Annotated in this window: 23 protein-coding genes and 1 riboswitch; of the genes, 9 read left to right on the forward strand and 14 right to left on the reverse strand. The window is 37.0% G+C overall.

Annotated elements, in window-relative coordinates:
* The first annotated feature begins 415 nt into the window (after positions 1–415).
* Positions 416–568, forward strand: coding sequence for a hypothetical protein (locus CIL05_RS22050; protein ID WP_165769042.1), 153 nt, complete (start codon positions 416–418; stop codon positions 566–568).
* Between the two features lie 381 nt (positions 569–949).
* On the opposite strand, the gene CIL05_RS22055 is transcribed toward CIL05_RS22050, so the two are convergent.
* Positions 950–1,117, reverse strand: a complete 168-nt coding sequence (locus tag CIL05_RS22055; RefSeq protein WP_165769043.1) for a hypothetical protein — start codon at positions 1,115–1,117, stop codon at positions 950–952.
* A complete protein-coding gene (locus CIL05_RS04885) occupies positions 1,114–1,179 on the reverse strand; it encodes a hypothetical protein (RefSeq protein ID WP_240510131.1) in 66 nt (21 codons plus the stop codon). The genes CIL05_RS22055 and CIL05_RS04885 overlap by 4 nt, the downstream gene beginning before the upstream one ends.
* Before the next feature lie 609 nt (positions 1,180–1,788).
* Between CIL05_RS04885 and CIL05_RS04890 the strand changes: the two genes are divergently transcribed.
* The gene (locus CIL05_RS04890; RefSeq protein ID WP_095654409.1) at positions 1,789–2,613 is read left to right on the forward strand and encodes a hypothetical protein; all 825 of its coding nucleotides are present in this window, start codon (positions 1,789–1,791) and stop codon (positions 2,611–2,613) included.
* Between the two features lie 810 nt (positions 2,614–3,423).
* On the opposite strand, the gene CIL05_RS04900 is transcribed toward CIL05_RS04890, so the two are convergent.
* Together CIL05_RS04900 and CIL05_RS04905 are read right to left on the reverse strand one after the other, a co-directional pair.
* Complete coding sequence (locus CIL05_RS04900) at positions 3,424–3,771, reverse strand: hypothetical protein (protein ID WP_095654411.1); 348 nt, start codon at positions 3,769–3,771, stop codon at positions 3,424–3,426.
* Between the two features lie 310 nt (positions 3,772–4,081).
* On the reverse strand, positions 4,082–4,663 hold the full coding sequence (locus tag CIL05_RS04905) for a Uma2 family endonuclease (RefSeq protein WP_095654412.1): 582 nt from the start codon (positions 4,661–4,663) through the stop codon (positions 4,082–4,084).
* Positions 4,664–4,839: 176 nt separating this feature from the next.
* Here CIL05_RS04905 and CIL05_RS04910 point away from each other — a divergent pair, with 176 nt between their 5' ends.
* A complete protein-coding gene (locus CIL05_RS04910) occupies positions 4,840–5,067 on the forward strand; it encodes a group-specific protein (protein WP_095654413.1) in 228 nt (75 codons plus the stop codon).
* A gap of 51 nt (positions 5,068–5,118) precedes the next feature.
* Here the strand turns inward: CIL05_RS04910 and CIL05_RS04915 are convergent, their stop codons facing one another.
* From CIL05_RS04915 to CIL05_RS04925, 3 genes are all read right to left on the reverse strand, one after another.
* Entirely contained in the window at positions 5,119–6,252 is a 1,134-nt protein-coding gene (locus CIL05_RS04915; RefSeq protein WP_095654414.1) for a conserved virulence factor C family protein, read from the reverse strand.
* A gap of 103 nt (positions 6,253–6,355) precedes the next feature.
* A complete protein-coding gene (locus CIL05_RS04920; protein WP_095654415.1) occupies positions 6,356–7,579 on the reverse strand; it encodes an MFS transporter in 1,224 nt (407 codons plus the stop codon).
* An 82-nt stretch (positions 7,580–7,661) separates the two neighbouring features.
* The gene (locus CIL05_RS04925; RefSeq protein WP_095654416.1) at positions 7,662–8,231 is read right to left on the reverse strand and encodes a DUF2087 domain-containing protein; all 570 of its coding nucleotides are present in this window, start codon (positions 8,229–8,231) and stop codon (positions 7,662–7,664) included.
* Positions 8,232–8,746: 515 nt separating this feature from the next.
* On the opposite strand from CIL05_RS04925, the gene hflX reads away from it, so the two are divergent.
* Complete coding sequence (gene hflX / locus CIL05_RS04930; protein ID WP_439144824.1) at positions 8,747–10,051, forward strand: GTPase HflX; 1,305 nt, start codon at positions 8,747–8,749, stop codon at positions 10,049–10,051.
* Complete coding sequence (locus tag CIL05_RS04935) at positions 10,035–10,937, forward strand: macrolide 2'-phosphotransferase (protein ID WP_095654418.1); 903 nt, start codon at positions 10,035–10,037, stop codon at positions 10,935–10,937. Before hflX ends, CIL05_RS04935 begins: the two co-directional genes overlap by 17 nt.
* Before the next feature lie 78 nt (positions 10,938–11,015).
* Here CIL05_RS04935 and CIL05_RS04940 read toward each other — a convergent pair whose 3' ends face one another.
* Both CIL05_RS04940 and CIL05_RS04950 read right to left on the reverse strand, forming a co-directional pair.
* Positions 11,016–13,127, reverse strand: a complete 2,112-nt coding sequence (locus CIL05_RS04940) for an MMPL family transporter (RefSeq protein WP_095654419.1) — start codon at positions 13,125–13,127, stop codon at positions 11,016–11,018.
* A 667-nt stretch (positions 13,128–13,794) separates the two neighbouring features.
* A complete protein-coding gene (locus tag CIL05_RS04950) occupies positions 13,795–14,367 on the reverse strand; it encodes a TetR/AcrR family transcriptional regulator (protein ID WP_095654421.1) in 573 nt (190 codons plus the stop codon).
* Positions 14,368–14,482: 115 nt separating this feature from the next.
* Positions 14,483–14,667: riboswitch (cobalamin riboswitch) on the forward strand.
* A gap of 123 nt (positions 14,668–14,790) precedes the next feature.
* Between CIL05_RS04950 and CIL05_RS04955 the strand changes: the two genes are divergently transcribed.
* A complete protein-coding gene (locus tag CIL05_RS04955; RefSeq protein ID WP_095654422.1) occupies positions 14,791–15,261 on the forward strand; it encodes an acyl-CoA thioesterase in 471 nt (156 codons plus the stop codon).
* Positions 15,262–15,326: 65 nt separating this feature from the next.
* Here CIL05_RS04955 and CIL05_RS04960 read toward each other — a convergent pair whose 3' ends face one another.
* Together CIL05_RS04960 and CIL05_RS04965 are read right to left on the reverse strand one after the other, a co-directional pair.
* The gene (locus CIL05_RS04960) at positions 15,327–16,241 is read right to left on the reverse strand and encodes a DsbA family protein (protein WP_240510120.1); all 915 of its coding nucleotides are present in this window, start codon (positions 16,239–16,241) and stop codon (positions 15,327–15,329) included.
* Entirely contained in the window at positions 16,242–16,580 is a 339-nt protein-coding gene (locus CIL05_RS04965) for a winged helix-turn-helix transcriptional regulator (RefSeq protein ID WP_095654693.1), read from the reverse strand.
* A gap of 139 nt (positions 16,581–16,719) precedes the next feature.
* Here CIL05_RS04965 and CIL05_RS04970 point away from each other — a divergent pair, with 139 nt between their 5' ends.
* Positions 16,720–18,132 (forward strand): glycoside hydrolase family 18 protein, encoded by a 1,413-nt coding sequence (locus tag CIL05_RS04970; RefSeq protein ID WP_095654423.1) that lies wholly within the window; start codon positions 16,720–16,722, stop codon positions 18,130–18,132.
* Positions 18,133–18,150: 18 nt separating this feature from the next.
* Here the strand turns inward: CIL05_RS04970 and CIL05_RS04975 are convergent, their stop codons facing one another.
* Genes CIL05_RS04975 through CIL05_RS04985 form a run of 3 tightly spaced genes read right to left on the reverse strand, consistent with a single transcriptional unit; the run spans position 18,151 to position 19,050 of the window.
* Complete coding sequence (locus tag CIL05_RS04975; protein WP_095654424.1) at positions 18,151–18,594, reverse strand: YaiI/YqxD family protein; 444 nt, start codon at positions 18,592–18,594, stop codon at positions 18,151–18,153.
* The gene (locus CIL05_RS04980; protein ID WP_095654425.1) at positions 18,578–18,796 is read right to left on the reverse strand and encodes a hypothetical protein; all 219 of its coding nucleotides are present in this window, start codon (positions 18,794–18,796) and stop codon (positions 18,578–18,580) included. The genes CIL05_RS04975 and CIL05_RS04980 overlap by 17 nt, the downstream gene beginning before the upstream one ends.
* Entirely contained in the window at positions 18,796–19,050 is a 255-nt protein-coding gene (locus CIL05_RS04985; protein WP_095654426.1) for an AbrB/MazE/SpoVT family DNA-binding domain-containing protein, read from the reverse strand. Before CIL05_RS04985 ends, CIL05_RS04980 begins: the two co-directional genes overlap by 1 nt.
* 151 nt (positions 19,051–19,201) lie before the next feature.
* On the opposite strand from CIL05_RS04985, the gene CIL05_RS04990 reads away from it, so the two are divergent.
* Entirely contained in the window at positions 19,202–19,564 is a 363-nt protein-coding gene (locus tag CIL05_RS04990; protein WP_095654427.1) for a PadR family transcriptional regulator, read from the forward strand.
* Positions 19,551–20,552, forward strand: a complete 1,002-nt coding sequence (locus CIL05_RS04995) for an HAAS signaling domain-containing protein (protein ID WP_095654428.1) — start codon at positions 19,551–19,553, stop codon at positions 20,550–20,552. The genes CIL05_RS04990 and CIL05_RS04995 overlap by 14 nt, the downstream gene beginning before the upstream one ends.
* Positions 20,553–20,585 lie beyond the last annotated feature (33 nt).

Raw genomic sequence — 20,585 nt, forward strand, 5'->3', positions numbered from 1 at the left:
GACATAATAAATCTCCCCTTGTTTTAACTTTCTAACCCCAATATATAAATGAAACAATAAGAAATAGTTAAATGAACCTTAAGAAAGTCTTAAGATTGCATTTAAAATCACTTTGTTTGGTTATCTACTTTATAATATTGAAGTTTGTTAGTTTATATAAGCAACCTGGGAAATATTTGGGTATAGGGCTGAGGGCGTATTTTCAACGGGAAACGTCTTACGGTAATTGAAAGATATTAAAGAAAGTAGAATAGCAAGTGTTTAGAAAAGTATTTAAAAAGGGCTAAGGAATTTCATTCGGTACTTTTATTCCTAACAGTTTACATCCTCATATGATTAGACATACGGGAGGCCATGCATTTATTAGAGACTAGAGTAAACTTGGTTTATATTAGAGATTTATTAGGACATGTGAATGTTACTACAACCGAAAGTTATTTGTGGGGCAAATACAGAAACAAAAAGAAAAGCATTACAATTTTCATATATGGAAATTGTAAAACAAGATGTTTCTATGTGGTTTGAGGATACCGATCTATTAAACTGGTTAGATGATTTTTGTAGATAGAATTTAAAAATTATGGAAAGATATTTCTTATCTAAACCACGAATTCAGTACTTTTTTGGAGATATCTTTCCATAAACAAAAACTTTCTATAATTTCCCACGCCAGGCGGGCCTAGAATAATCAAATTGTACAACTGATCTAGCCATGTAAACTCTGTTAATTGATGGAGCTGTTTCTTGCTTAGAGATTGCTGTCCATTTCAAGCGTTTTTCAATTTGTTTCTCTTCGTGACGTTTCTGTTCGTATGCGGTTAGATGTTGTAAGAAACCCCGGTATGTCCAATCTTCTGATCCGGCTTGTTGAATCAGAGAAGGCAGATAATTTGCCGTCTCTGATTACCGTAATGTGCGCAATTTTGCTGCAGTTGTTCAAGGGATTGCGTCATACCATTGCCCCTCCTTTCAACACATCCAGATAACGATTCAATTCTCTTGACTCTGGCCGTATGTCAATTAGCGCAGGATCAACATCATGTAGTGTCTTGATTTCCTTAACTGGATCTATTATGAATCCAGCCTTTTTACCCGTGTTTTTGTAGAAGCCATTCATTCCGCTATTTCTTCCGGTGACTTTTCCAAATATTTATAAAAAGTCATTCTGGATATCCCCAACTTCCTGGCGATGCGCCGTATCTGAATCCTTGTTCTTTATATTGCTTGATCTTTATATACATTTTTAGAATTTCCACCTTTTCAACTTCCTCCATTACTGATAGTCAACATGATTGATTATATAGTAATGAAGTGAATTCTCAATGGGGAGAACGACCAGGTGCGATGTTTTGATAGGTGCTGCCCCTGGAGGGGTAGCACCTATCGAATGCGAAATGACCTACCCCACTATCTCAATAAAGTGTCCATTCTTATCTAGCAGAAATAGTCTATTATAGTTTAGCAGTTACAGATATGAATGTGTTTTACAAGATAATTATGACACAGGGGTTCCATCAGATTAGAACTCCTTTTATTATAAATCTAGAGGTTTTTTCTATAATTTAACTAATATTTTTAAAAATAGTAATATAGTAATATACTTTCGATGATTTACAACATTAATCGACATTTTTTAGTGTTGTAGATTAATAGAATAAAAAGCGCAGTGGGATTTCATGGGTATTTATAACTATTGAAATTTTTTCGTTAATTTGACTGATATAAAATGATGGTTTATTGTAATAATTGTTATATAATTTTAATAATTCACACAGGAGGTTGTTATTTATGAAAGCAATATTTTCTTCTTTCGCTATTATTTTAAGCATCGCATTTGTAAGTTTTGGATTTGCAAATGTTAGTTATGCAGCAGAATCAAACGACAAAGTGGTTAATATTAGTGAAACAGATCGTGATTGGTTAAATGGCTTGGGCTTCTCTAATGAAGAAATTAATATTATGTCAGACGTATCATTTAACCATATTAAAGAACAATTCAAAGGTGAAAAAGGTGAAATAGTAACAAAAAAAGAAGAGTATTACAAAATTAATAAAAAAGAAACTGTGAAACTGTCGAAGCAAGAGGCTTTAAGTGGGATAAAATTGGCAAAACAACTTAACAAATACAACCTTTTATCTGGCGGTTACGATACAGAAACAGATAGCTGGATTAAACAGACTTTATCGGTTTCATATATTGGAAATGGTAAATATCTAGCAAAAACGAGATATGAGTGGTTATATCAACCAGCTGCTACTTTTTCCGATGCTATTGCAATTACACACGATGACAATGTTGATGTAGACAATAATAGTTTCTTTTCTGAACATAGGAGTGGGAGTGGCTATGAGTTTGATTATGGAGCTGACAGAAGTAACTATTATGGCTTAGGAGATAAATTTGATTTAAAGAGATCAATTCCAGCTACAGGATTCATGTATTATGAATTCAAACGAGATAAAACAAGTGATAATACTGCTGATTTGTATGGTCACTATACTCATGCCACTTCACCTGGAGGATTTAATATTTCTTTATCTTTAGGAGTACTCTCCTTAAGTGGAGTAACTGAAACACAGGCTACAGATACAGCTGTTGATGTAACTTATTAAAATTAAAAATAAACAATGCTAATCACTATGATTTGTGATTAGCATTGTTTTTATGATTAGAATTTGTTATTGTAAGAAAATAAGAATAATATTTTAAGTTTAGACAACGAGAAAGGTGCTGATTAACTTGCCAAAGAAGTATGTAGTAATTTTAATTCTCAGTTTTTTACTTAATATTACAACAATAATATTTTTGTTTATTCAGAGTTCCCAAATAAACGAAAACAATATGTTTTTAGAAACCATAGACAAGAAAATAGAAAGTTTAGATGACTCATTTGAAGATGCTATACCGAGATTAGAAAAAATGATACAGCAAAATTAAATATAAAATCATCTTGTTTAAAACATATCTGTATCCCATCTTAACAAATATATTATTTCAACAGTTCCGGTTTAATTGAAAAAGTAGCTTATAATTATTAGACAAGTGGAATACAACTACTTGAAATATTGCCATAGTAATATTGGTATAATAAATTAACTAATAACTAATAACTAATAACTAATAACTATTAAGTGTATAAGCTCAAATAGCGTAGCGTGAGCTGTGTCTATTTGAACTTTTTGGTATCCAAAAGGGGGGGATGAATGTGTTTCAATAAGAGAATTATACTTTACGGAATTTGGTTATTGCTTCATTGATGAGTGAAGGGTACATACAACCCAAATTAAATAAAACCAGACAAATATGTAAAGATACACTTTATTCCAACAAACGGGGTTATTTTGCAAATTAGAACGGATTTTCCCACGCTATCTCAGACGAAATCCTGTGCAAAGTGCAAATACCCACCCATTTATTTACAATTAGCTGTTGGTGGCAAATAACCCAATTAGATTGTAACGATAGTTTTCTTTTAAAGCTTCAATTCTTTTCATATAATTAGTCATTTTATTAAATTCAGTTTTATTAACTGTCCAACAGTAGATTGCGCATGTTGCATTTTTAAATAATCCTTCATTTATATTTTCACTAACAAATCCACCAATAAACGGATTTCCTGGCCCCTTTCTCCCAAAGCTGTAAACTTGCGATAAATTCTCGTCAAAGGCTATGGATGCATGGTTGTATGGCTTCTTTGTATATAGTTTTATTGTTTTTGTAAATAATGTACCTGTATCAGTTAATAGTACATATACCTTTTTTTCTGACATAATAAATCTCCCCTTGTTTTAACTTTCTAACCCCAATATATAAATGAAACAATAAGAAATAGTTAAATGAACCTTAAGAAAGTCTTAAGATTGCATTTAAAATCACTTTGTTTGGTTATCTACTTTATAATATTGAAGTTTGTTAGTTTATATAAGCAACCTGGGAAATATTTGGGTATAGGGCTGAGGGCGTATTTTCAACGGGAAACGTCTGGCACAATTGAGAAAATATTGGAGAAAGTAGAATAGCAAGTGTTTAGAAAATAAAAAAAGCTGTTAATTCTCAATGGAGATTTAACGGCTTTTTAGTTTAATCAAGAAAAGAGAAAGTATCTTCTATAGAGAATTTTATATCAGGGAAAAGGGTGGATTGAAAAAGTTGATTTTCAAGGTCGAAAATCTCTTCTAAATGATAGGAATTTGAATGTAGTACATATTTTTCAATGTTCTTGTTGTGAGGGTCGATAATTAAATATTCTTTAACACCGGCTTTTTCATAATAGTTTCGTTTGAATAATCGATCGTTTCGAGCAGTACTTGGGGACAGAACTTCAATAATAAGATCCGGAGAACCATAACATCTCTTATTGCGCAATTTATTTTTATCACATACAACAGAAATGTCCGGGAGAACAGTTACATCTTTGTTTCCTTTTTTATCATCTTTAAAAGGAAAAATAACTTGAAGATTACTTCCAAATACTTGGCAAGTCTTTCCTTTAAGTGCATTACCGAATGCGACAATTAAATTAGCAACAACACCTTCATGTTCATAAGAGGCAGGTGACATAAAAACAGGAGCTCCTTCATAGAGTTCCGCCCTTTCCTCTTCCTTTACGTAATCTAAAAATTCTTCCAGTGAATAGTATTTATTTTTATCCAACTGAGACATTTATTTTTCTCCTTTCCAAGAATGTTCTTGAATATAATTTTACCTAGTATGGCATGAGGGTGCAAGTACAAATGCATTTATAAGTGAATATTACAAAATATTCGGGAGGAATTATGTAAAGGAAGATTTTACGTGATAGTATAGAATAATAATAGGAAAAGGGAGGGGGCATTTAAATGGGAGTATGTAACATCGACCATTCGCGTGAAGATGTTGTGAAAAAGCTGAAGAGCCAGGAAAACTTTTTACCAGAAGAGTTAAATAAAAAAATACATCACTTTCTAAAAAAGGAACATTCGCAGGAAACATTAAACGAGGTTTTCCATCTATTGAAGAAATACGACCTTGCTGAAAAATCAGAACAGGAAGACAGAAATGAAAAATTTAGTGCACTTATTGGTTGAAGGCTATAAAAAAGACTCCCATTTTAAACTAGTGGGAGTCTTTAAAGTATGCTATTTCTGTTTCGCAGCCTGTGTCATCTGATGCCAAATCGATCCTTCTGCTTTTTTGCCGCCTTCAATTCGAGCCAGAGCCATTTTTACCTGCATACGAACTTCAAATTCTGGGTCATCCATCGCCTGTTGCAATGCAGGTATTGCTGTTTCGTCTCCAATTTCATATAAGAACATGGCTGCACGCCAGCGTACGAGACGGTTTTTATCTGATAATGTATGGATCATTTCAGGCATTGCTTCCTTAAAGCCAAGATCTGATAAACAGTCACCAGCAGTACGTCGAACGTTAACTGCTTTATCCTTCAATGCTTTATACAGATACGGCAGCGTTTCCGGTTCTTCGATCACTCCTAAATAGGCAGTGGCAAGCCTGCGAATCGAAGCTTTTTCGTCATCCAATGCTTTGTCCAAAACTGGAAAATCAGCTTCTGTTGGATCCATTCTGTCCAATGCTGCATAACGATCTTTCCAGTTAGGCTGATCCAGCATATCGAGTGTTACCTTTTTGCCTTTTCTTTTCTCTTCCACGGGTTCATTTGAAAAAGCAAGTTTTACTAGATCTGATAGACGCTCAGAATCATAGGTTGCAGCTAATTCTTCCACAACATCCTGGCCAATTTCTTCAACTTCCCCGTACCGAGGACTTTGTTCCACCCATTTTCTTTCCATCAAATAATTATCAGAGGCACTTGATGCTTCCATTACAGAGGTCATAAATCTCTCAGGAAGTCCAAAGCGTTCTTCGTTATCGCCTTCCTGTAATTTCACTTGTGTAGGAATATTGCGAAATATTTGAATGAATACTTTCACTTCTCCAAATGCGTCTTCCATGTCAGTATTCTCACCCGAAAATAAATCAGTAGTTTCCACGGAAGAACCTAAAACATTCTTTACTTCAGGGAGGATTTCTTCCCAGGGAACCCGCGCATTACGTTCAAGTGCTATAAAATCTATTACACGATAAAGACCTTTCACTCCATTAATTTCAAATAGTTCTTTAATATATTCAGGAGCACTGTCCAGATTATCTTTAAGCTTATAATTTTCAGTTATTCCATCAGCCAATTGTTCATCAACATTGATTTTCATTGAATATGGGCTTGGTGTCGGTTCGATCGATACAATCTTCATTTCACATTCCCCCTTCGACATAACTCTATATAAATGTTAACAAAGAAATAAGGAATTATCCATTACAGCGTACTGCAGTGACCTCAGCTGGCTTTTGACATGATCAGCCCGTTTTCTTTATTAAATTCCTTTTTTCTTTAATCGGATCGACCTGTATAAATAAGATGGAATAGACTATCGTAAAGATTATATAAGTTATTCCAACAATGAAGCTTAATGTCCTCGGATCAAATACTTCCAATAGTAATCCGGCCGCTCCCATTGAAATACCGAGCGAAGTATTGGATACCATTGCCGTCAAACCGAAAAAAGTGCCATGCCTTGATTTTGGTACAATTTTCATAATAAGTGTGCTCAAGCAAATATTGCTTATTCCTCCAACAAATGTGATGAATAATATGGTAAGAAGGGCCAAGGAGAAGGCTGGAACAACACTTAAAATCAAATGTCCCACACCTTCAAGAGCGATAAAAATAACAATAAGTGTAATTAGCTTCCGCTTGAGCAGATTAGAAAAGAAAGAACTCAGTACAAATCCTAATCCGAGAAAAGCATAAATAAACCCAACCCCTAAATCTCCCATTTGAAAAATATCAAGCGCGTATACACTCATCAGTACATTATCAATACCATTAGCCAATGGCATGGTCAGTTCAATAATAAGAAACACAATAAGTGCAGAGGATCCGAAAATCAGCTTCCAAGCAGACGTGGTGTGTTGCGTTGGTATACTTGTTTTGGTGGCTGCAGCTGCTGGCGGTGTAATCTTTGATAGAAAGAATGCCGACAGCAGAAAGCTAATTCCATCTAAAAAGAAAGGAACATGTAAACCAAATAAATAGGATATAATTCCACCAGAACTTGAACCTAAAACAAGGACACCACCAACCATAATTTGCTCAATTGCATTTACATACAGCAGCCGATCCTGCTTAACCACCCGAGGTATCGATGCCATTCTTGCTGGTGCGTATAGTGCTTCCCCAGCTGCTAAACAAAATGCGCTGATAAATACTATCCATAAATGTTCTGGACCTTGAACAAAGATAGGAGATATAGCAAATGGGATTCGTATTAAATCGATCGTGATTAATAATTTCTTTTTTGAAAATCGATCTGCCAGTTTCCCTCCAATTGGTGCAAGCAATAAAAAAGGTGCCATCCGAATCGCAAAGAGTATTCCGATAGCAAAGCCTGAACCAGTAATTTGGTAGAGCAGTGTAAGGGTTGCGACTTGTGTGAATCTATATCCAATTCCGCTGACAGTACCAGCCCAGAACAAGTTTTGATAATTTTTCTCCATTTTCCATGCCTTCCAGTTATTCATATATACTCACCTAATTTCACGCTTATCTAATTAGATTTGCAAAAGAAAGCCCTGGCTAAAATGACTAACCAAGGCATTTGGATTAAATTAGCCACATTTCCTTTGGGTTCAGCTCGTACTCACCATTTTGTCTGTTCATAAAATGACACATAATAAACTCCCGGCGAATCGTTGCATAATCCTCATGAAACTGCTTAATGTGTTCATTAATTTCTTTCTCCTGATAGATACGCCCGACTTTTAATCCTTTAATCAAATGCTCCAGAATAATAAGCTTTTTCTTGCGTTGTGCAGGGATATTTTTGAGTTTACCATCGTTATTAAAGAAATTATTAATGATTTTGTACTTTTCTTCATCTGAAACAATCAATGACTCCACCTTCTCACCTCCAATTTCTAAAATTGCCTTGGCCATAAATTCAAGCTTTTTCTCGTTTAAATGAAAATAAATAGTGTTTTTATCTCGGCGCTGATAAATAACATCAATTTCCCTTAGCTTTGTAATGTGGTAGGAAATTGTAGGCGGTGTTAACCCTAATTTCCCCGCTAGGGCCTGCCCGTGTAATGGCCCATCCTTTAATAAAGCGATTATTTTAATCCTCGTTTTATCTCCAATCGTTTTATGAAAGTTAACAACTCGATCCAGTTGCATAGTTATACCTCCTGAAAAACATCTAATTTGATTGTAATCTAATTAGATAGATATAACAATAGATTTCTTTAGAAATATTTCAATCAATCCATACCACTCGAATTTTGTCGATTGGATTTTTTGTGATATACTCATGTTATCTTAATCAGAAATGGAGGTTTTCCTTGTGTTATATATCAGACTTCGATTCCAAGGATTGAACAAGTAATTGAATATGTTCAATGACTCTGCATGTGTTGCAGGGTAAACGGGATTAGTCTGCCCTTTACAAGGAAACCTTTTTATATACGGACAGTAAAAAGAGGGGGAGGAGTCTACCTTCTTTTTTGTTGTCTAAAAAAACGCCGGGCAAAAAATATATTAGGGAACTTGTAGCTAATTTGGTGGAATGATTATTTTTTTGCCGATTTGCTTGCATGAAAATATATCAGTTGTTAAGGCTGGACTATTTCCCGTTTACTTAAACACAGGCAGAGGTCTGTGTTTTTTAGTATGTAAAAATGGAGGGAAAAGTTATGAGAAAAAAGGCTGTTATAGTTGGTGTGAATATTAAGGGGAACGACGAGGAATTGGAATATTCCATGCAGGAGCTGGGAAACCTTGCAGCTGCATGTGGCATTGAAACTACAGGGGAAGTAACGCAAAACCTGAATCGGGTAAACCAAGGTTCTTATATCGGAACAGGAAAATTGAATGAATTAAAGTCTATGGTTGAAAAAGAGGATGCAGATACAATTATTTTTGATGATGAGTTAACACCTTCGCAGATTCGCAATTTGGAAGCAGAGTTGGACTTGGAAGTAGTAGATAGAACCATGCTTATCCTAGAGATTTTTGCTAAACGTGCGAAAACAAGGGAGTCTAAATTACAGGTAGAGGTAGCGCGTTTGAAATACATGCTCCCGAGATTAATTGGAAGCCGCGAGTCGCTTGGTCGTCAAGGGGGCGGTTCCGGGCTGAAAAACAGGGGTGCAGGTGAAACGAAGCTGGAGCTGGATCGAAGAAAGATTGAAGAGAAAATTTCTCAACTAAGCAAAGAACTTGAGGATTTGGTTAACCAGCGAAAACTGCAGCGGGAAAAACGTGCAAAAAACGAAATACCTATTGTTTCACTGGTGGGCTATACAAATGCAGGTAAATCAACCATGATGAATGCGGTGTTGGAATCATTTAATCAGGGGAAAGATAAGCATGTTTTTGAAAAAGATATGCTGTTTGCGACATTGGAAACATCAGTTAGAAAGGTGAAGCTCGATACGAATCAAACCTTCCTCCTGACAGATACGGTGGGCTTTATTAAAAAGCTTCCACATCATCTTGTAAAAGCATTCCGTTCGACATTGGAGGAAGTATCAGAAGCTAATCTCCTGATTCATGTGATTGATGTTTCAAATCCAGAACATGAAAAAAAACGTAAGCTAACCAATGAAATATTAGTGGAAATAGGAGTAATGGATATCCCGGTTATTTATGCTTACAACAAAGCCGATTTAGCGGATAGGAAATACCCATTCATTGAAGATAATCATGTTTACTTGTCTGCAGGAGAAAAAGTGGGAGTCAATGAACTTACAAGCATGATCAGTGAACATATTTTCAATGATTATGTTCGGTGTGAATTTTTAATTCCTTATTCAGATGGTCAGGTTGTTTCTTATTTTAATGAACGTGCTCATGTTTTACTGGAAGATTATGAAGCAGAAGGAACAAGGTTGGTTGTGGAATGCAGGGAAGCAGATAGAGAAAAGTATGATCAATATGTTATAAACGCAAAAAATCCAAATGAAAAAGGAAGTGTAACCTATGACACTGTCGAATGAACAAGTGATTGAAATAGCCAATAAAAATGGTTTGGAGATTGACCGTAACTCACTTAAATATAATGAATCAGGAGTTGATTTTCAGGTTGTATTTGCAGCTGATTCTGAAGAAGAGAACTGGGTCCTGCGTTTTCCAAGACGTAAGGATGTAGTGCCAAGAGCTAAGAAGGAAAAAGATATCCTCGACCTGATTGGAGAAAAAATTTCAGTGCAGGCACCCAGGTGGGAGATTTTTTCCGCTGAGCTTATTGGATATAAACTTTTAAAAGGGATCCCGGTAGGAACAATTGACCCAGAAGCAAAAGCATATGTATGGGAAATCGATGAAAAAAATATTCCCGCCATTTTTCATGAAACGTTGGGAAGTGCAATGGTGGAATTACACAAAATTGATCATGAGGAAGCTAAAAGGGCTGGTTTATCTGTGCAGTCTCCCGGAGATATAAAAAATTCGATGCAAAAGCGGATGGAAAAAGTTAAGGCTGAATTCGGTGTGAGTGAGGAGCTGTGGCATCGCTGGCAAGAGTGGCTGGCAAATGACGAACTCTGGCCGAAGCGAACTGCACTAATCCACGGTGATCTTCACCCAGGGCATATTTTAATCGACAAGGATACCAGAGTAACCGGATTCATTGACTGGACGGAAGCCCGTGTTGACGATCCGGGAAATGATTTTGTTTCACAACTTCTTACTCTAGGTGAAGATGCTCTAAAAGAATTAATTGATGCTTATGGAAACGCCGGCGGCTATGTATGGCCTAATATGTTTGAGCATATTGTTGAACTTTCAGCAGCATATCCTGTACCATTAGCAGAATTTGCGATGATTTCCGGCATGAAGGAGTATGAAGAAATGGCTAAACAAGCGCTTGGTGTAGAAAAGTAAATGATGAGGAAGAAAAGTCAATACCCATTTAAACAAAGAAGAGCGTCCTTCTAATATGGACGCTCTATCATTTCAAACCTATTTATTTTCCTCGGTTTTACCAGCTGTATCTTTTTCAAACAAAACAAGCAGTCCTGGTAATAATACACCTCGAATCAAGAAGGTATCCAGTAAAATTCCGACTGCGACTATGAAGCCAAAGACGAATAAAAACTCAATTGGCTGTGTCATCAGTACTGCAAAGGTTGCTGCCAAAATAAGTCCAGCAGAGGAAATTACCCCTCCAGTATTGGCAACGGCAATTTCAACTGCCTTTTTAACTGGATGTTTTGTGCGTTCTTCCATAAACCGCGATATTAGAATGATGTTATAATCAATTCCCAATGCTACGAGGAAAACAAAGGCGTACATTGGCACCCTGTTGCTTATGTTCTCTATATCAAAGAATAAATTGGTTAAAAACATCCCAAGTCCCAGTGCTGCAACATAGGAAACAAGGATCGTGCCCATCATATATACAGGCATTCTAAATGACTTGGTCAGGAAAATCAGCATTACAAAGATTAATAGTGTTTCTATTGTTATCACGACAGCAAGATCCCGGTTATTGACAGACCTGTCATCTATTGCAGTAGCTGTTTCTCCGGCAAAGTAAAGCTCGCCACTAGGATTACTGTTCTCTGCAATTTGTTCGGAATCATCAATGATTTCTTCAAGCGCATTCATTGTTTCATTTGAGTATGGACTCAGGTCAAATGTCATGCTATAAGAAATAACCTTTTCATCCTCGGTAATCCCATCCATCCGAACATTGCTTACATGCTCCCGATCAGACAGATCATTCATTAATTCATTTCTTTTTTCTTCACTGATAACCTCTTCTGACTCAAACAGGACAGTGGTTGGAGCTAAATCTCCAGCCTCAAACTTCTTCTCCAGAATTTCATAGCCAACACGAGAAGGCATATCGTCAGGAAAGGACTTTAGATTATCGAACTCATAACTTGTATTAAGTACATTCGTTGCAGATATTAGAAGGAAAATACCAATAATAGCTATAGAGATAATTGGTTTTCCTGTTACAAAACGACCAACCTTGCTCCAAAAGGAACTGGATTTAATATGCTGATCCCCAACACGTGGAATGATTGGCCAAAAAGACTTTCTGCCAAAAATCGTAAATAATGCAGGGACAAGGGTGACAGATGCAAGAATTACAACGACCATTGTTGTTCCGAAAATGGGAGCAAAGTTCCTAGAGTCCTCATATTGGGCAAAGAACAAAACAAGCATTGCTGCTAAAACAGTTGCTCCTGAAAAGAATACAGGAACTCCAACGCCTCTCATTGCAATCTTCATTGCATCATGTTTATTTTCATGGGTTTTTAGTTCTTCTCTATAACGTGAAAAAACAAATAAAGAATAATCAATCACAGCAGCAAATAATAATATACTCATGATGGATAAGGATTGGCTGCTTAACAGCACTCCGCTTTTACCTACTAAACCAAGCAGTTGGTTCACTACGCCATAAACAAATCCAGCTGCCAACAATGGGATTAATGCGAGTGCAGGTGATCTGTAAAGAATAATAAGCAGTACCAATATAATTCCTACAGTTGACAGGATAAGAACAAGGTCTGCACGGGAAAATAGATCATTTGTATCTGATGCTATTCCGGCTGGTCCTGTAACATATAAGGAAAGGTCAGTTTGTTCTACTATATTATAAATTTGTTCCAATGAATCCTGAATATCACTAGTCTCATAAGATGGATCAAAGTTTAGTGGAACGATTGCAGTGGTGCCATCCTCAGAGAAAAAGCTTTCAGTTGCCTGCGGGGGCAGTTCACTTAAAGGAACAATTGATTCGATTCCTTTCACATCTTCCTCGCTGATACTTGAAACAATATTAGATACATCAGTTAGTTCAAGCTCATTTTCATCTGTTTGGAACACTAAAATAGCAGGAATCCCATCATTATCTTTAAAGTATTTGTCCACTTTATTTTGGGCGATAACAGATTGAGCATCTTCAGGCAGCGAATCTAAACTGGAAACTTTATAATCATTAGAGCTCGGAGCAAACACCATTAATAACATGATTGCGACAAGCCAGATACTAACGGTAATCCACATACCTTTTTTGGATGTAACGCGATCGGTTATAAAATGCAGTAGATTTTTCATAGTTACTTCCTTTCTGTGCGTATGAATTATAAAGGCTCTTTTCGTAAACTTTGGGACTGCACTTCGTTCGCCCCACCAAATTACTGTTGCTTTTTAATCTTCGCAGTTTGGATAGAAGGCGACGTAATTAATGTTTGCTATAAGTATTTGCAATAATCGCCGTTCGGGATCGTTCCGGGCGGATGCTTTCCGCGGGCACGGCTTCAGCCTCCTCGAGAAAACCACTCTGCGGGGTCTTCAGACTCGTGCTGGGACTGCGATTACTCGCCCCACCGAAAACCTTTGTTCCCGCAGGAGTCACCGCCCTTCGCTCACCCGAACTGGTGAGGTAGTTCAAGTTTGAATATTGATTACTAATGCAGTTCATCGGCAGTAACCCAAATACCAGCGGAGGAAACACATTGAAGACTCCTGCGGGAGGAAAGGCATAGGTGAGACCCCGGAGTGCATAGCACGAGGAGGCTCACCAGCCGCCCTAAGGTCCGCGAAATGTGTTTCCGTAGCGAATCCCTGGTCCCAACCAGCGTTTGCAAATAAATTTTCACTGTGTCGCACTTTATATCTAGTACGGGACAGATAGCAACAATATATGCAAAAACAGCCATTATAAAGAATAGTGACACTTGTGTCACTTTACAATTATCATTCAAAGTAACACAAGTGTCAATTAGTTTTCTGTTAACATTCCGTGACTTATCATCTCCTTTATGGAGGCATTCCATTTTGCCAATGGAACATTAAAGTGATTTGGAATATCCACGGTTTGGAAAATAAATCCTAATACCAGGCTGTCTGGAATGGTTCGTTTTAAAAGATTTTCTTTCCTGCCCAAGTCAACAAAGTTTTGTAAATATTTATACATATCCTGATGAAGATCTTTTATTTGTTCAATATTGCCCTTGACCTTATTATTGGTTGATGGGATTTGAAAAGCTATGCTGCGTATCTGGTGGATTTCACTATCCTCTAAAATAATTTCCAATAAGTATTCAAACTGAGCCCGAAACCCATGATATTCATCTATTTTCTTTAATTCAATCAGAAATTTTTCCATTTCATAAACCATATAATCAGATATTAACTCCTCTTTGTTTTCATAATATTTATATATAGTACCCCTTGATAGGTTTAGTCGTTCAGCAACTTTACCAAAAGTAAATCCCTCATAACCATGGCTAAGAAGGATATCCCTGGTCGTAATATATAACATTTCTTTGGAAAATTTGCGCTCCCTTGCCATATGCTCACCTCGGTTCTTATTATAATCTAAGATAACATCTAAACAAAGGTCAGGAAATAATAATCGGTTAACCAGGATAAAGGACAGTCGAATATATATGGTATACTAAGTACAATTGAATATCTTGCCTAATGGTAACTTTTTTATAAGTTGAAAAGGGAAGTTGGTGAAATTCCAATGCGGTCCCGCCACTGTGATGAGGAGAGCTCTTTTGTATCCACTGTTTCAGTATTGAAATGGGAAGGGAAAAGGAGATTGATGATTCAAAGCCAGGATACCTGCCATAAGGAAGAACATTTTAATCCTACGGGAGATAGGAGGATGTTGCGATTTAATGATTTCATATATATGAAATTTATTTAATTGTGTTTTTAGCGTCTTCTACTATAGAAGGTGCTTTTTTATTTTTAGGAGGTTATCTTAGTGGAAAAAGTAACAATCCAAAGCTCAAGAACAATTCAAACCCGCCTTGTACTTCCGCCAGATACAAATCATTTGAACACGATATTTGGTGGTAAAGTGCTGGCTTTTATTGATGAAATTGCAGCATTAACAGCAATGAAGCATGCAAAAAGTGCAGTAGTAACAGCATCAATTGACTCTGTGGATTTCCTTTCCTCTGCGAAAGTAGGGGACTCATTAATATTGGAGTCATTTGTAACATATACAGGTACAAGTTCAATGGAGGTTTATGTAAAAGTTACGGCCCATGATTTAATTGAAAATGAAGAGAAACTAACGACAGAGTCCTTTCTAACGATGGTTGCTGTCAATGAAGAGGGAAGACCAGTTCCCGTTCCGAAAGTGTATCCCGAAACGGAAGAGGAAAGACAATTACATATGACAGCCCCTTCCAGAAAAAGAAATAGAGAAAAACGAGCAGCCATAAGATAAAGGGAATTTTATTAAATATCAAAAAAAGAAGTATCCGCATACTTACAACGGATACTTCCTTTGGGTTATTTTTTTTCAATATAAGCTTCACCAAGAATTTCTTTTTGATTGTAATTTTCAGATGAAAGCTTATCTTGAAGAAATGCTTCAACCTGATTTTCCTCAAGATCATACATTATTTCAATCTCCTTGGAAAATAACAGATCATCTTTTTCCAGAAGTGCTGAGGGCTCAGGACGAGTTTTTGGTTGGATTTCTTTATCGCCCATAACCTGGTTGAGTCCATTAGCATAGTCCTGTAATGAACGTGCGCCAACAATTTTAACGCCTTTATTTTCTTCGTTGACCATGATGATTGTCGGGAATCCTCTGGCACCAAGCTGCCCCGCAAGTGCAAAGTCCTGATTCAACAGATCCTGACTGCTTGAAAGATTCGCTTCCTTCATTATTTCTTTTCCATCAAGTCCGACTTTATCCACAAGCTCTGTCAATACCTGCTCATCCCCGATGTTTCTGTTGAAGGCAAAAACAGCCTCCCTGGCTTTCCGCAAAAATACAGGCGCAAGTTTTTCGTCATATTTCTGCACAACTTTAAAAACTCTGGATGGCGGGAATGAGGATTGAACCGGGTCATCATACCAAAGTGAACCATCAATCGGCATGCGGGATTGTTCACCAACTTCCCTCCAATGTCCGGCAACATCAGCAGGACCGCCAATACCATTTTGAACATCTGCAAATCCATCGCCCCATTTATCGAGCAATCCACCCATCACAGTTTTAAAGTTGAAATAATGACCATATTGTTCAACAAAACGTCGAAGTACTGGTTCAAGCGCCCAGCAATGGGAACAGATTGGGTCAGTTACATAATAAAGATCGATCGTTTTTTTAGGATTTAGATCAATTAATTCCATTGTTTCATCTCCGGCCTCTCCACATACTCCTGTTTCTAAATCGCAAACCATTTTATTATTCATTTAATTTTCCTCCTTAGCCGAAACAGCTACATTTTGGTATTCCATGGCCCATTCCTGGATGGGCTTCAGTGCATTTGCTAAAGCCTTTCCCTTTTCAGTGAGTTCATAGGAAATCGTAACAGGTGAGCCACTTGTAACGTTCTTATCTATTAATTCAAACGCTACAAGCTCAGATAATTTGAGTGAGAGTGATCTTGATGTTATTCCTGTAAAGTCTGTTTTAAGTTCAGAAAAATGTGCCCTGTAATCCTTACAAAGTGATAGATAATGGATAATTTGACCATTCCACTTTCTGGCTAATATTTGGAAAGCAGATTCAATATATGGACATGTATTAATGACGATCACCTCCGATTATAAAAAGTATATCATGTATAATAATTATATCAAGTATATAGTTTATATTTATTTATTTCTCACAGGTCTTAATTGGGTGAATATCATGAAATGTAACAACTTAACTATGGGGGAGAGAACTTTGCAAATTCATGTAGTAGAAAAAGGAGATACGTTATGGCATATTGCACAGCTTTATCAAACGAACATGAACCAGATTATATTGGTTAATCAGCTTGAAAATCCGAATGTGCTTGTTGTGGGGCAGGCGCTGGTTATACCTGAACCGAGTCGGGAATACGTTGTTCAGCCAGGAGACAATTTATGGGCAATTGCCGGTGAGTTTGGTGTTACTGTCGGGGAGTTGGCGGAAGTGAATAATATAACGAATCCAGCTTTAATATATGTAGGTCAGATGCTGCAATCACCTTCTATTCAACATACCATACAACCAGGTGATACACTTTGGCAGATAGCAGTGGATTTTGGAGTTACCATAAATGAGCTTATTCAGGTAAATAATATACCAAATCCATCGATGATCCATGTCGGACAAATGATTCGAATTCCAAATAGGAATAAACCTATTGCTGAAGTTAATGCGTATACTACACAGATGGATGAACAAGGTAGGCAGGAAGTGCTCTTATTAGGTAGGAATTTTACGTATCTTACACCTTTCACGTACAGCATTAGATCAGATGGATCAATTACTGATTTGCAGGATTTACAGGTATTGGAGGCTGCTCGGGCAACGAATTTGTCACCACTACTTGTACTGACAAATTTTGTTGAAGGAAGCTTCAATTCAGATGTTGTAGCCACTATCATGCGAGATGTAGATTTGCAGGAAAAATTGATAACCAATTTATTGAATACGATGAGAGAAAAAGGTTATTCCGGTGTGAATTTTGATTTTGAATATGTTTATCCAGAGGATCGTGAGAACTATAATAACTTTTTACGAAGGGTTGTTGCGAGACTTCACCCTGAAGGATATATTGTTTCCACGGCACTAGCACCTAAGATATCTGGCGACCAACAGGGACTTCTTTATGAAGCACATGATTATCAGGCCCATGGCGAAATTGTTGATTTTGTTTTCTTAATGACATATGAATGGGGCTGGGCTGGTGGAAGGCCTTTGGCTATCGCACCAATTAATGAGGTTCGAAAAGTACTCGATTATGCTGTAACCGTTATTCCCCGGGATAAAATATTGATGGGAATTCCACTATATGGCAGGGATTGGAAAATACCATGGGAAGAGGGGACGATTGCGCAAACAGTGAGCCCGCAGGAAGCAGTGAATTTAGCTGGCCATTATGGAGCCGCTATACAGTATGATGAAACCTATCAATCACCATTCTTCCGTTACGCAGATGAAATTGGACAGCGGCATGAAGTATGGTTTGAAGATGCAAGAAGTGTCCAGGCTAAGTATGATACTGTCAAAGAATATGGGTTAAGGGGATTAGGATACTGGGTTTTAGGCAGTCCTTTCCCGCAAAACTGGCCTGTGCTTCAGGAAAATTTTACGATTAGAAAGTATTAAAATATTATGGTGAGCTTTTTACAGGTGTTCTAATGTTGCCTTAAGAAGCTCACCGAATTTATTTCTGTCTTCTTCTGTAAAAGGTTTCGGCCCTTTCGTCCGCTTCCCGCTTTTTCTTGCCATTGCACTGAGATAACGGGACTGCAGGAGCTGATCAATATTATCATTCGTATAACTAAAGCCTTTATGATGAAGTACTGTGCAACCCTTTGCTAACCCCAATGATGCGAGGCCATAATCCTGTGTAACAATCAAATCCCCCTTTTGAGCAAGCTTCATAATGCGATAATCTGCAGCCTCGGCACCGTTATCTACATAGATTGTTTCAACTCCAGCTGGCTGCTCTTCATTGGAGAAATGCGAAAAACTAGTGACTAGGGTGACAGGAACTCCTGTATTAGCAGCTTCTGAAGTAATAATATCTTTTACTGGACAAGCATCTGCATCAACATAAATTTTCATTTGATTCACCTGATTTCTTATATGTATGTTGGGCGGTAAATGCTGCTGATATATGGGCTCTCCGGTCGATAAAATCGCCCTCCGGCAGATAAATCACTTCTCCGGACGATTTAATCACTTTCCAGCAGATATAACAACCCTCAGCACGATATTCCCCGACTGCATTTTTAATATTAAATTTCCCCTTACCTGGCTTTGACATTATAACGCTTCCTCGCCAACGTCATAACCTGTATCTATTTCTTTCATAGATTTCTCTAATTCCTTATTCAAATTACTAAAATCATAATTTGCAAATCGTTCTTGAATGGATAAAGACCGGTTGTATTTCCTTAATATAATTCCATGCTCGTTAACATTAAATGATACTTGATCACCGGATTTTAAGTTTAGCATACGACGGATCTCTATAGGAATTGTAACTTGCCCCTTACTTGTTAATTTGGCTTCAAGCAATCTAGTCACCTCACATTTCTTACTTTGTATTATATTCGAGTATAAAAGAGATATCAAAATATAATGATTTTAAATTAAAGTATTATTTATATTAATATACACTTTACAATAGTGTGCGACATACACTATAATAAATTCAGGAGTTGATAATATGAGCGATGCCCATGAACATATTGATAAATTAATGCAGGAATTGCGGCGGGGGACGATTACGATAGGGGTGCTCAGTCAGCTATCTGAACCTCAATATGGATATTCACTTGTTACGATGTTAGGTAAAAAAGGAGTCCAAGTTGAGCCAGGGACTTTGTATCCGCTGCTTAGAAGGCTTGAAAAACAAGGATTATTAGATAGCAAATGGGATACGAATGAATCGAGACCCAGGAAATATTATTTATTAAGTGAAACTGGAAAAGAAGTATTTAACCTGCTTGTTGCTGAGTGGAGAAGTATTGTTACCAGTTTGGAAAATCTGATTGAAAATGAAGGAGGGGAAAAAGATGGAGCTGATTGATCGGTATATTTATGCAGTCACACAAAAGCTGCCCCAAGAACAAAGGGAAGATATTGCGGAGGAACTTCGTGGCTTGATTGAAGATATGTTGGAGGAACGCACTGGGGGCGAAAAACGAACAAATGAAGCTGTAGAAGAAGTATTATTGGAATTGGGGAATCCGAAGTATTTAGCACAAAAATACCGGGGGACGAAAAAGTACTTAATCGGCCCGGAAATTTTTGATTCGTATGTTTTAGTGTTAAAAATTGTTATGATTACTCTTGCATTTGCGTTTGGTATTGGATTTGTCATAAAAATAATTCTAAATCCAATTTCAATTCTGGATCATTTCATCGAGTTGATTGTTTCACTTGTTACAGCAACTCCTGCAGCTTTTGGATGGACGACGTTAGGGTTTGCACTTGGCGAATATTTTGGTGGAATAAATGCGAAAGATTTATCATTTGAGAAGAAATGGAAGCCTTCAGACCTGGCGCCTATTCCGGATGAAAAAAGACAATTCAAACGCTATGAACCAATAATAGGTATCGGATTTTACGCACTGCTTATTATGGTTTTTGCCTTTTCTAATGAGTATTTTGGTGTCTGGATTTTTCATGATGAATTCTCTGGGGCAATTCCATTTCTAAACCCTGAAACATCAGGTTCTTACATGTTTTTTATTATTCTTATCTTGGGATTTGGGATCATAAAGGAATCTCTAAAGCTTATATTTGGCAAGTGGACACTTAAGCTTGTAATCTTTACGGCTATCGTCAATTTAATTTCACTAGCCACCGTAGTCATTATGATCAATGGACCCGCATTTTGGAACCCAGGTTTCATGTCTGAATTAGTTCAAGCGGGATTATTATCTGAAGGCAGTGAAGCATATGGGACGGTAAGTAAGATCTGGGAAAACACCACATTTTTGATTTTGGTATTATTAGTGATTGGTTTATTTTGGGATGTTGTAGATGGATTAATTAAAAGTCGAAAAAAATAAAACTCATTATAATTAAGTGTGATTCTTAATTTG

The organism is Virgibacillus profundi (genome assembly GCF_002287375.1).
Lineage (GTDB): Bacteria > Bacillota > Bacilli > Bacillales > Amphibacillaceae > Virgibacillus_K > Virgibacillus_K profundi.

Bases quoted from the DNA above. Each gene is read 5' to 3' on its own strand.
- CIL05_RS22055 (WP_165769043.1), bottom strand. From the start codon at position 1,117: ATGAATGGCTTCTACAAAAACACGGGTAAAAAGGCTGGATTCATAATA.
- hflX (WP_439144824.1), top strand. From the start codon at position 8,747: ATGAGAAAAAAGGCTGTTATAGTTGGTGTGAATATTAAGGGGAACGAC.
- CIL05_RS22050 (WP_165769042.1), top strand. From the start codon at position 416: ATGTTACTACAACCGAAAGTTATTTGTGGGGCAAATACAGAAACAAAA.
- CIL05_RS04900 (WP_095654411.1), bottom strand. From the start codon at position 3,771: ATGTCAGAAAAAAAGGTATATGTACTATTAACTGATACAGGTACATTA.
- CIL05_RS04905 (WP_095654412.1), bottom strand. From the start codon at position 4,663: ATGTCTCAGTTGGATAAAAATAAATACTATTCACTGGAAGAATTTTTA.
- CIL05_RS04995 (WP_095654428.1), top strand. From the start codon at position 19,551: ATGGAGCTGATTGATCGGTATATTTATGCAGTCACACAAAAGCTGCCC.
- CIL05_RS04980 (WP_095654425.1), bottom strand. From the start codon at position 18,796: ATGTCAAAGCCAGGTAAGGGGAAATTTAATATTAAAAATGCAGTCGGG.
- CIL05_RS04915 (WP_095654414.1), bottom strand. From the start codon at position 6,252: ATGAAGATTGTATCGATCGAACCGACACCAAGCCCATATTCAATGAAA.
- CIL05_RS04910 (WP_095654413.1), top strand. From the start codon at position 4,840: ATGGGAGTATGTAACATCGACCATTCGCGTGAAGATGTTGTGAAAAAG.
- CIL05_RS04975 (WP_095654424.1), bottom strand. From the start codon at position 18,594: ATGAAAATTTATGTTGATGCAGATGCTTGTCCAGTAAAAGATATTATT.
- CIL05_RS04925 (WP_095654416.1), bottom strand. From the start codon at position 8,231: ATGCAACTGGATCGAGTTGTTAACTTTCATAAAACGATTGGAGATAAA.
- CIL05_RS04990 (WP_095654427.1), top strand. From the start codon at position 19,202: ATGAGCGATGCCCATGAACATATTGATAAATTAATGCAGGAATTGCGG.
- CIL05_RS04940 (WP_095654419.1), bottom strand. From the start codon at position 13,127: ATGAAAAATCTACTGCATTTTATAACCGATCGCGTTACATCCAAAAAA.
- CIL05_RS04920 (WP_095654415.1), bottom strand. From the start codon at position 7,579: ATGAATAACTGGAAGGCATGGAAAATGGAGAAAAATTATCAAAACTTG.
- CIL05_RS04950 (WP_095654421.1), bottom strand. From the start codon at position 14,367: ATGGCAAGGGAGCGCAAATTTTCCAAAGAAATGTTATATATTACGACC.
- CIL05_RS04890 (WP_095654409.1), top strand. From the start codon at position 1,789: ATGAAAGCAATATTTTCTTCTTTCGCTATTATTTTAAGCATCGCATTT.
- CIL05_RS04960 (WP_240510120.1), bottom strand. From the start codon at position 16,241: ATGAATAATAAAATGGTTTGCGATTTAGAAACAGGAGTATGTGGAGAG.
- CIL05_RS04935 (WP_095654418.1), top strand. From the start codon at position 10,035: ATGACACTGTCGAATGAACAAGTGATTGAAATAGCCAATAAAAATGGT.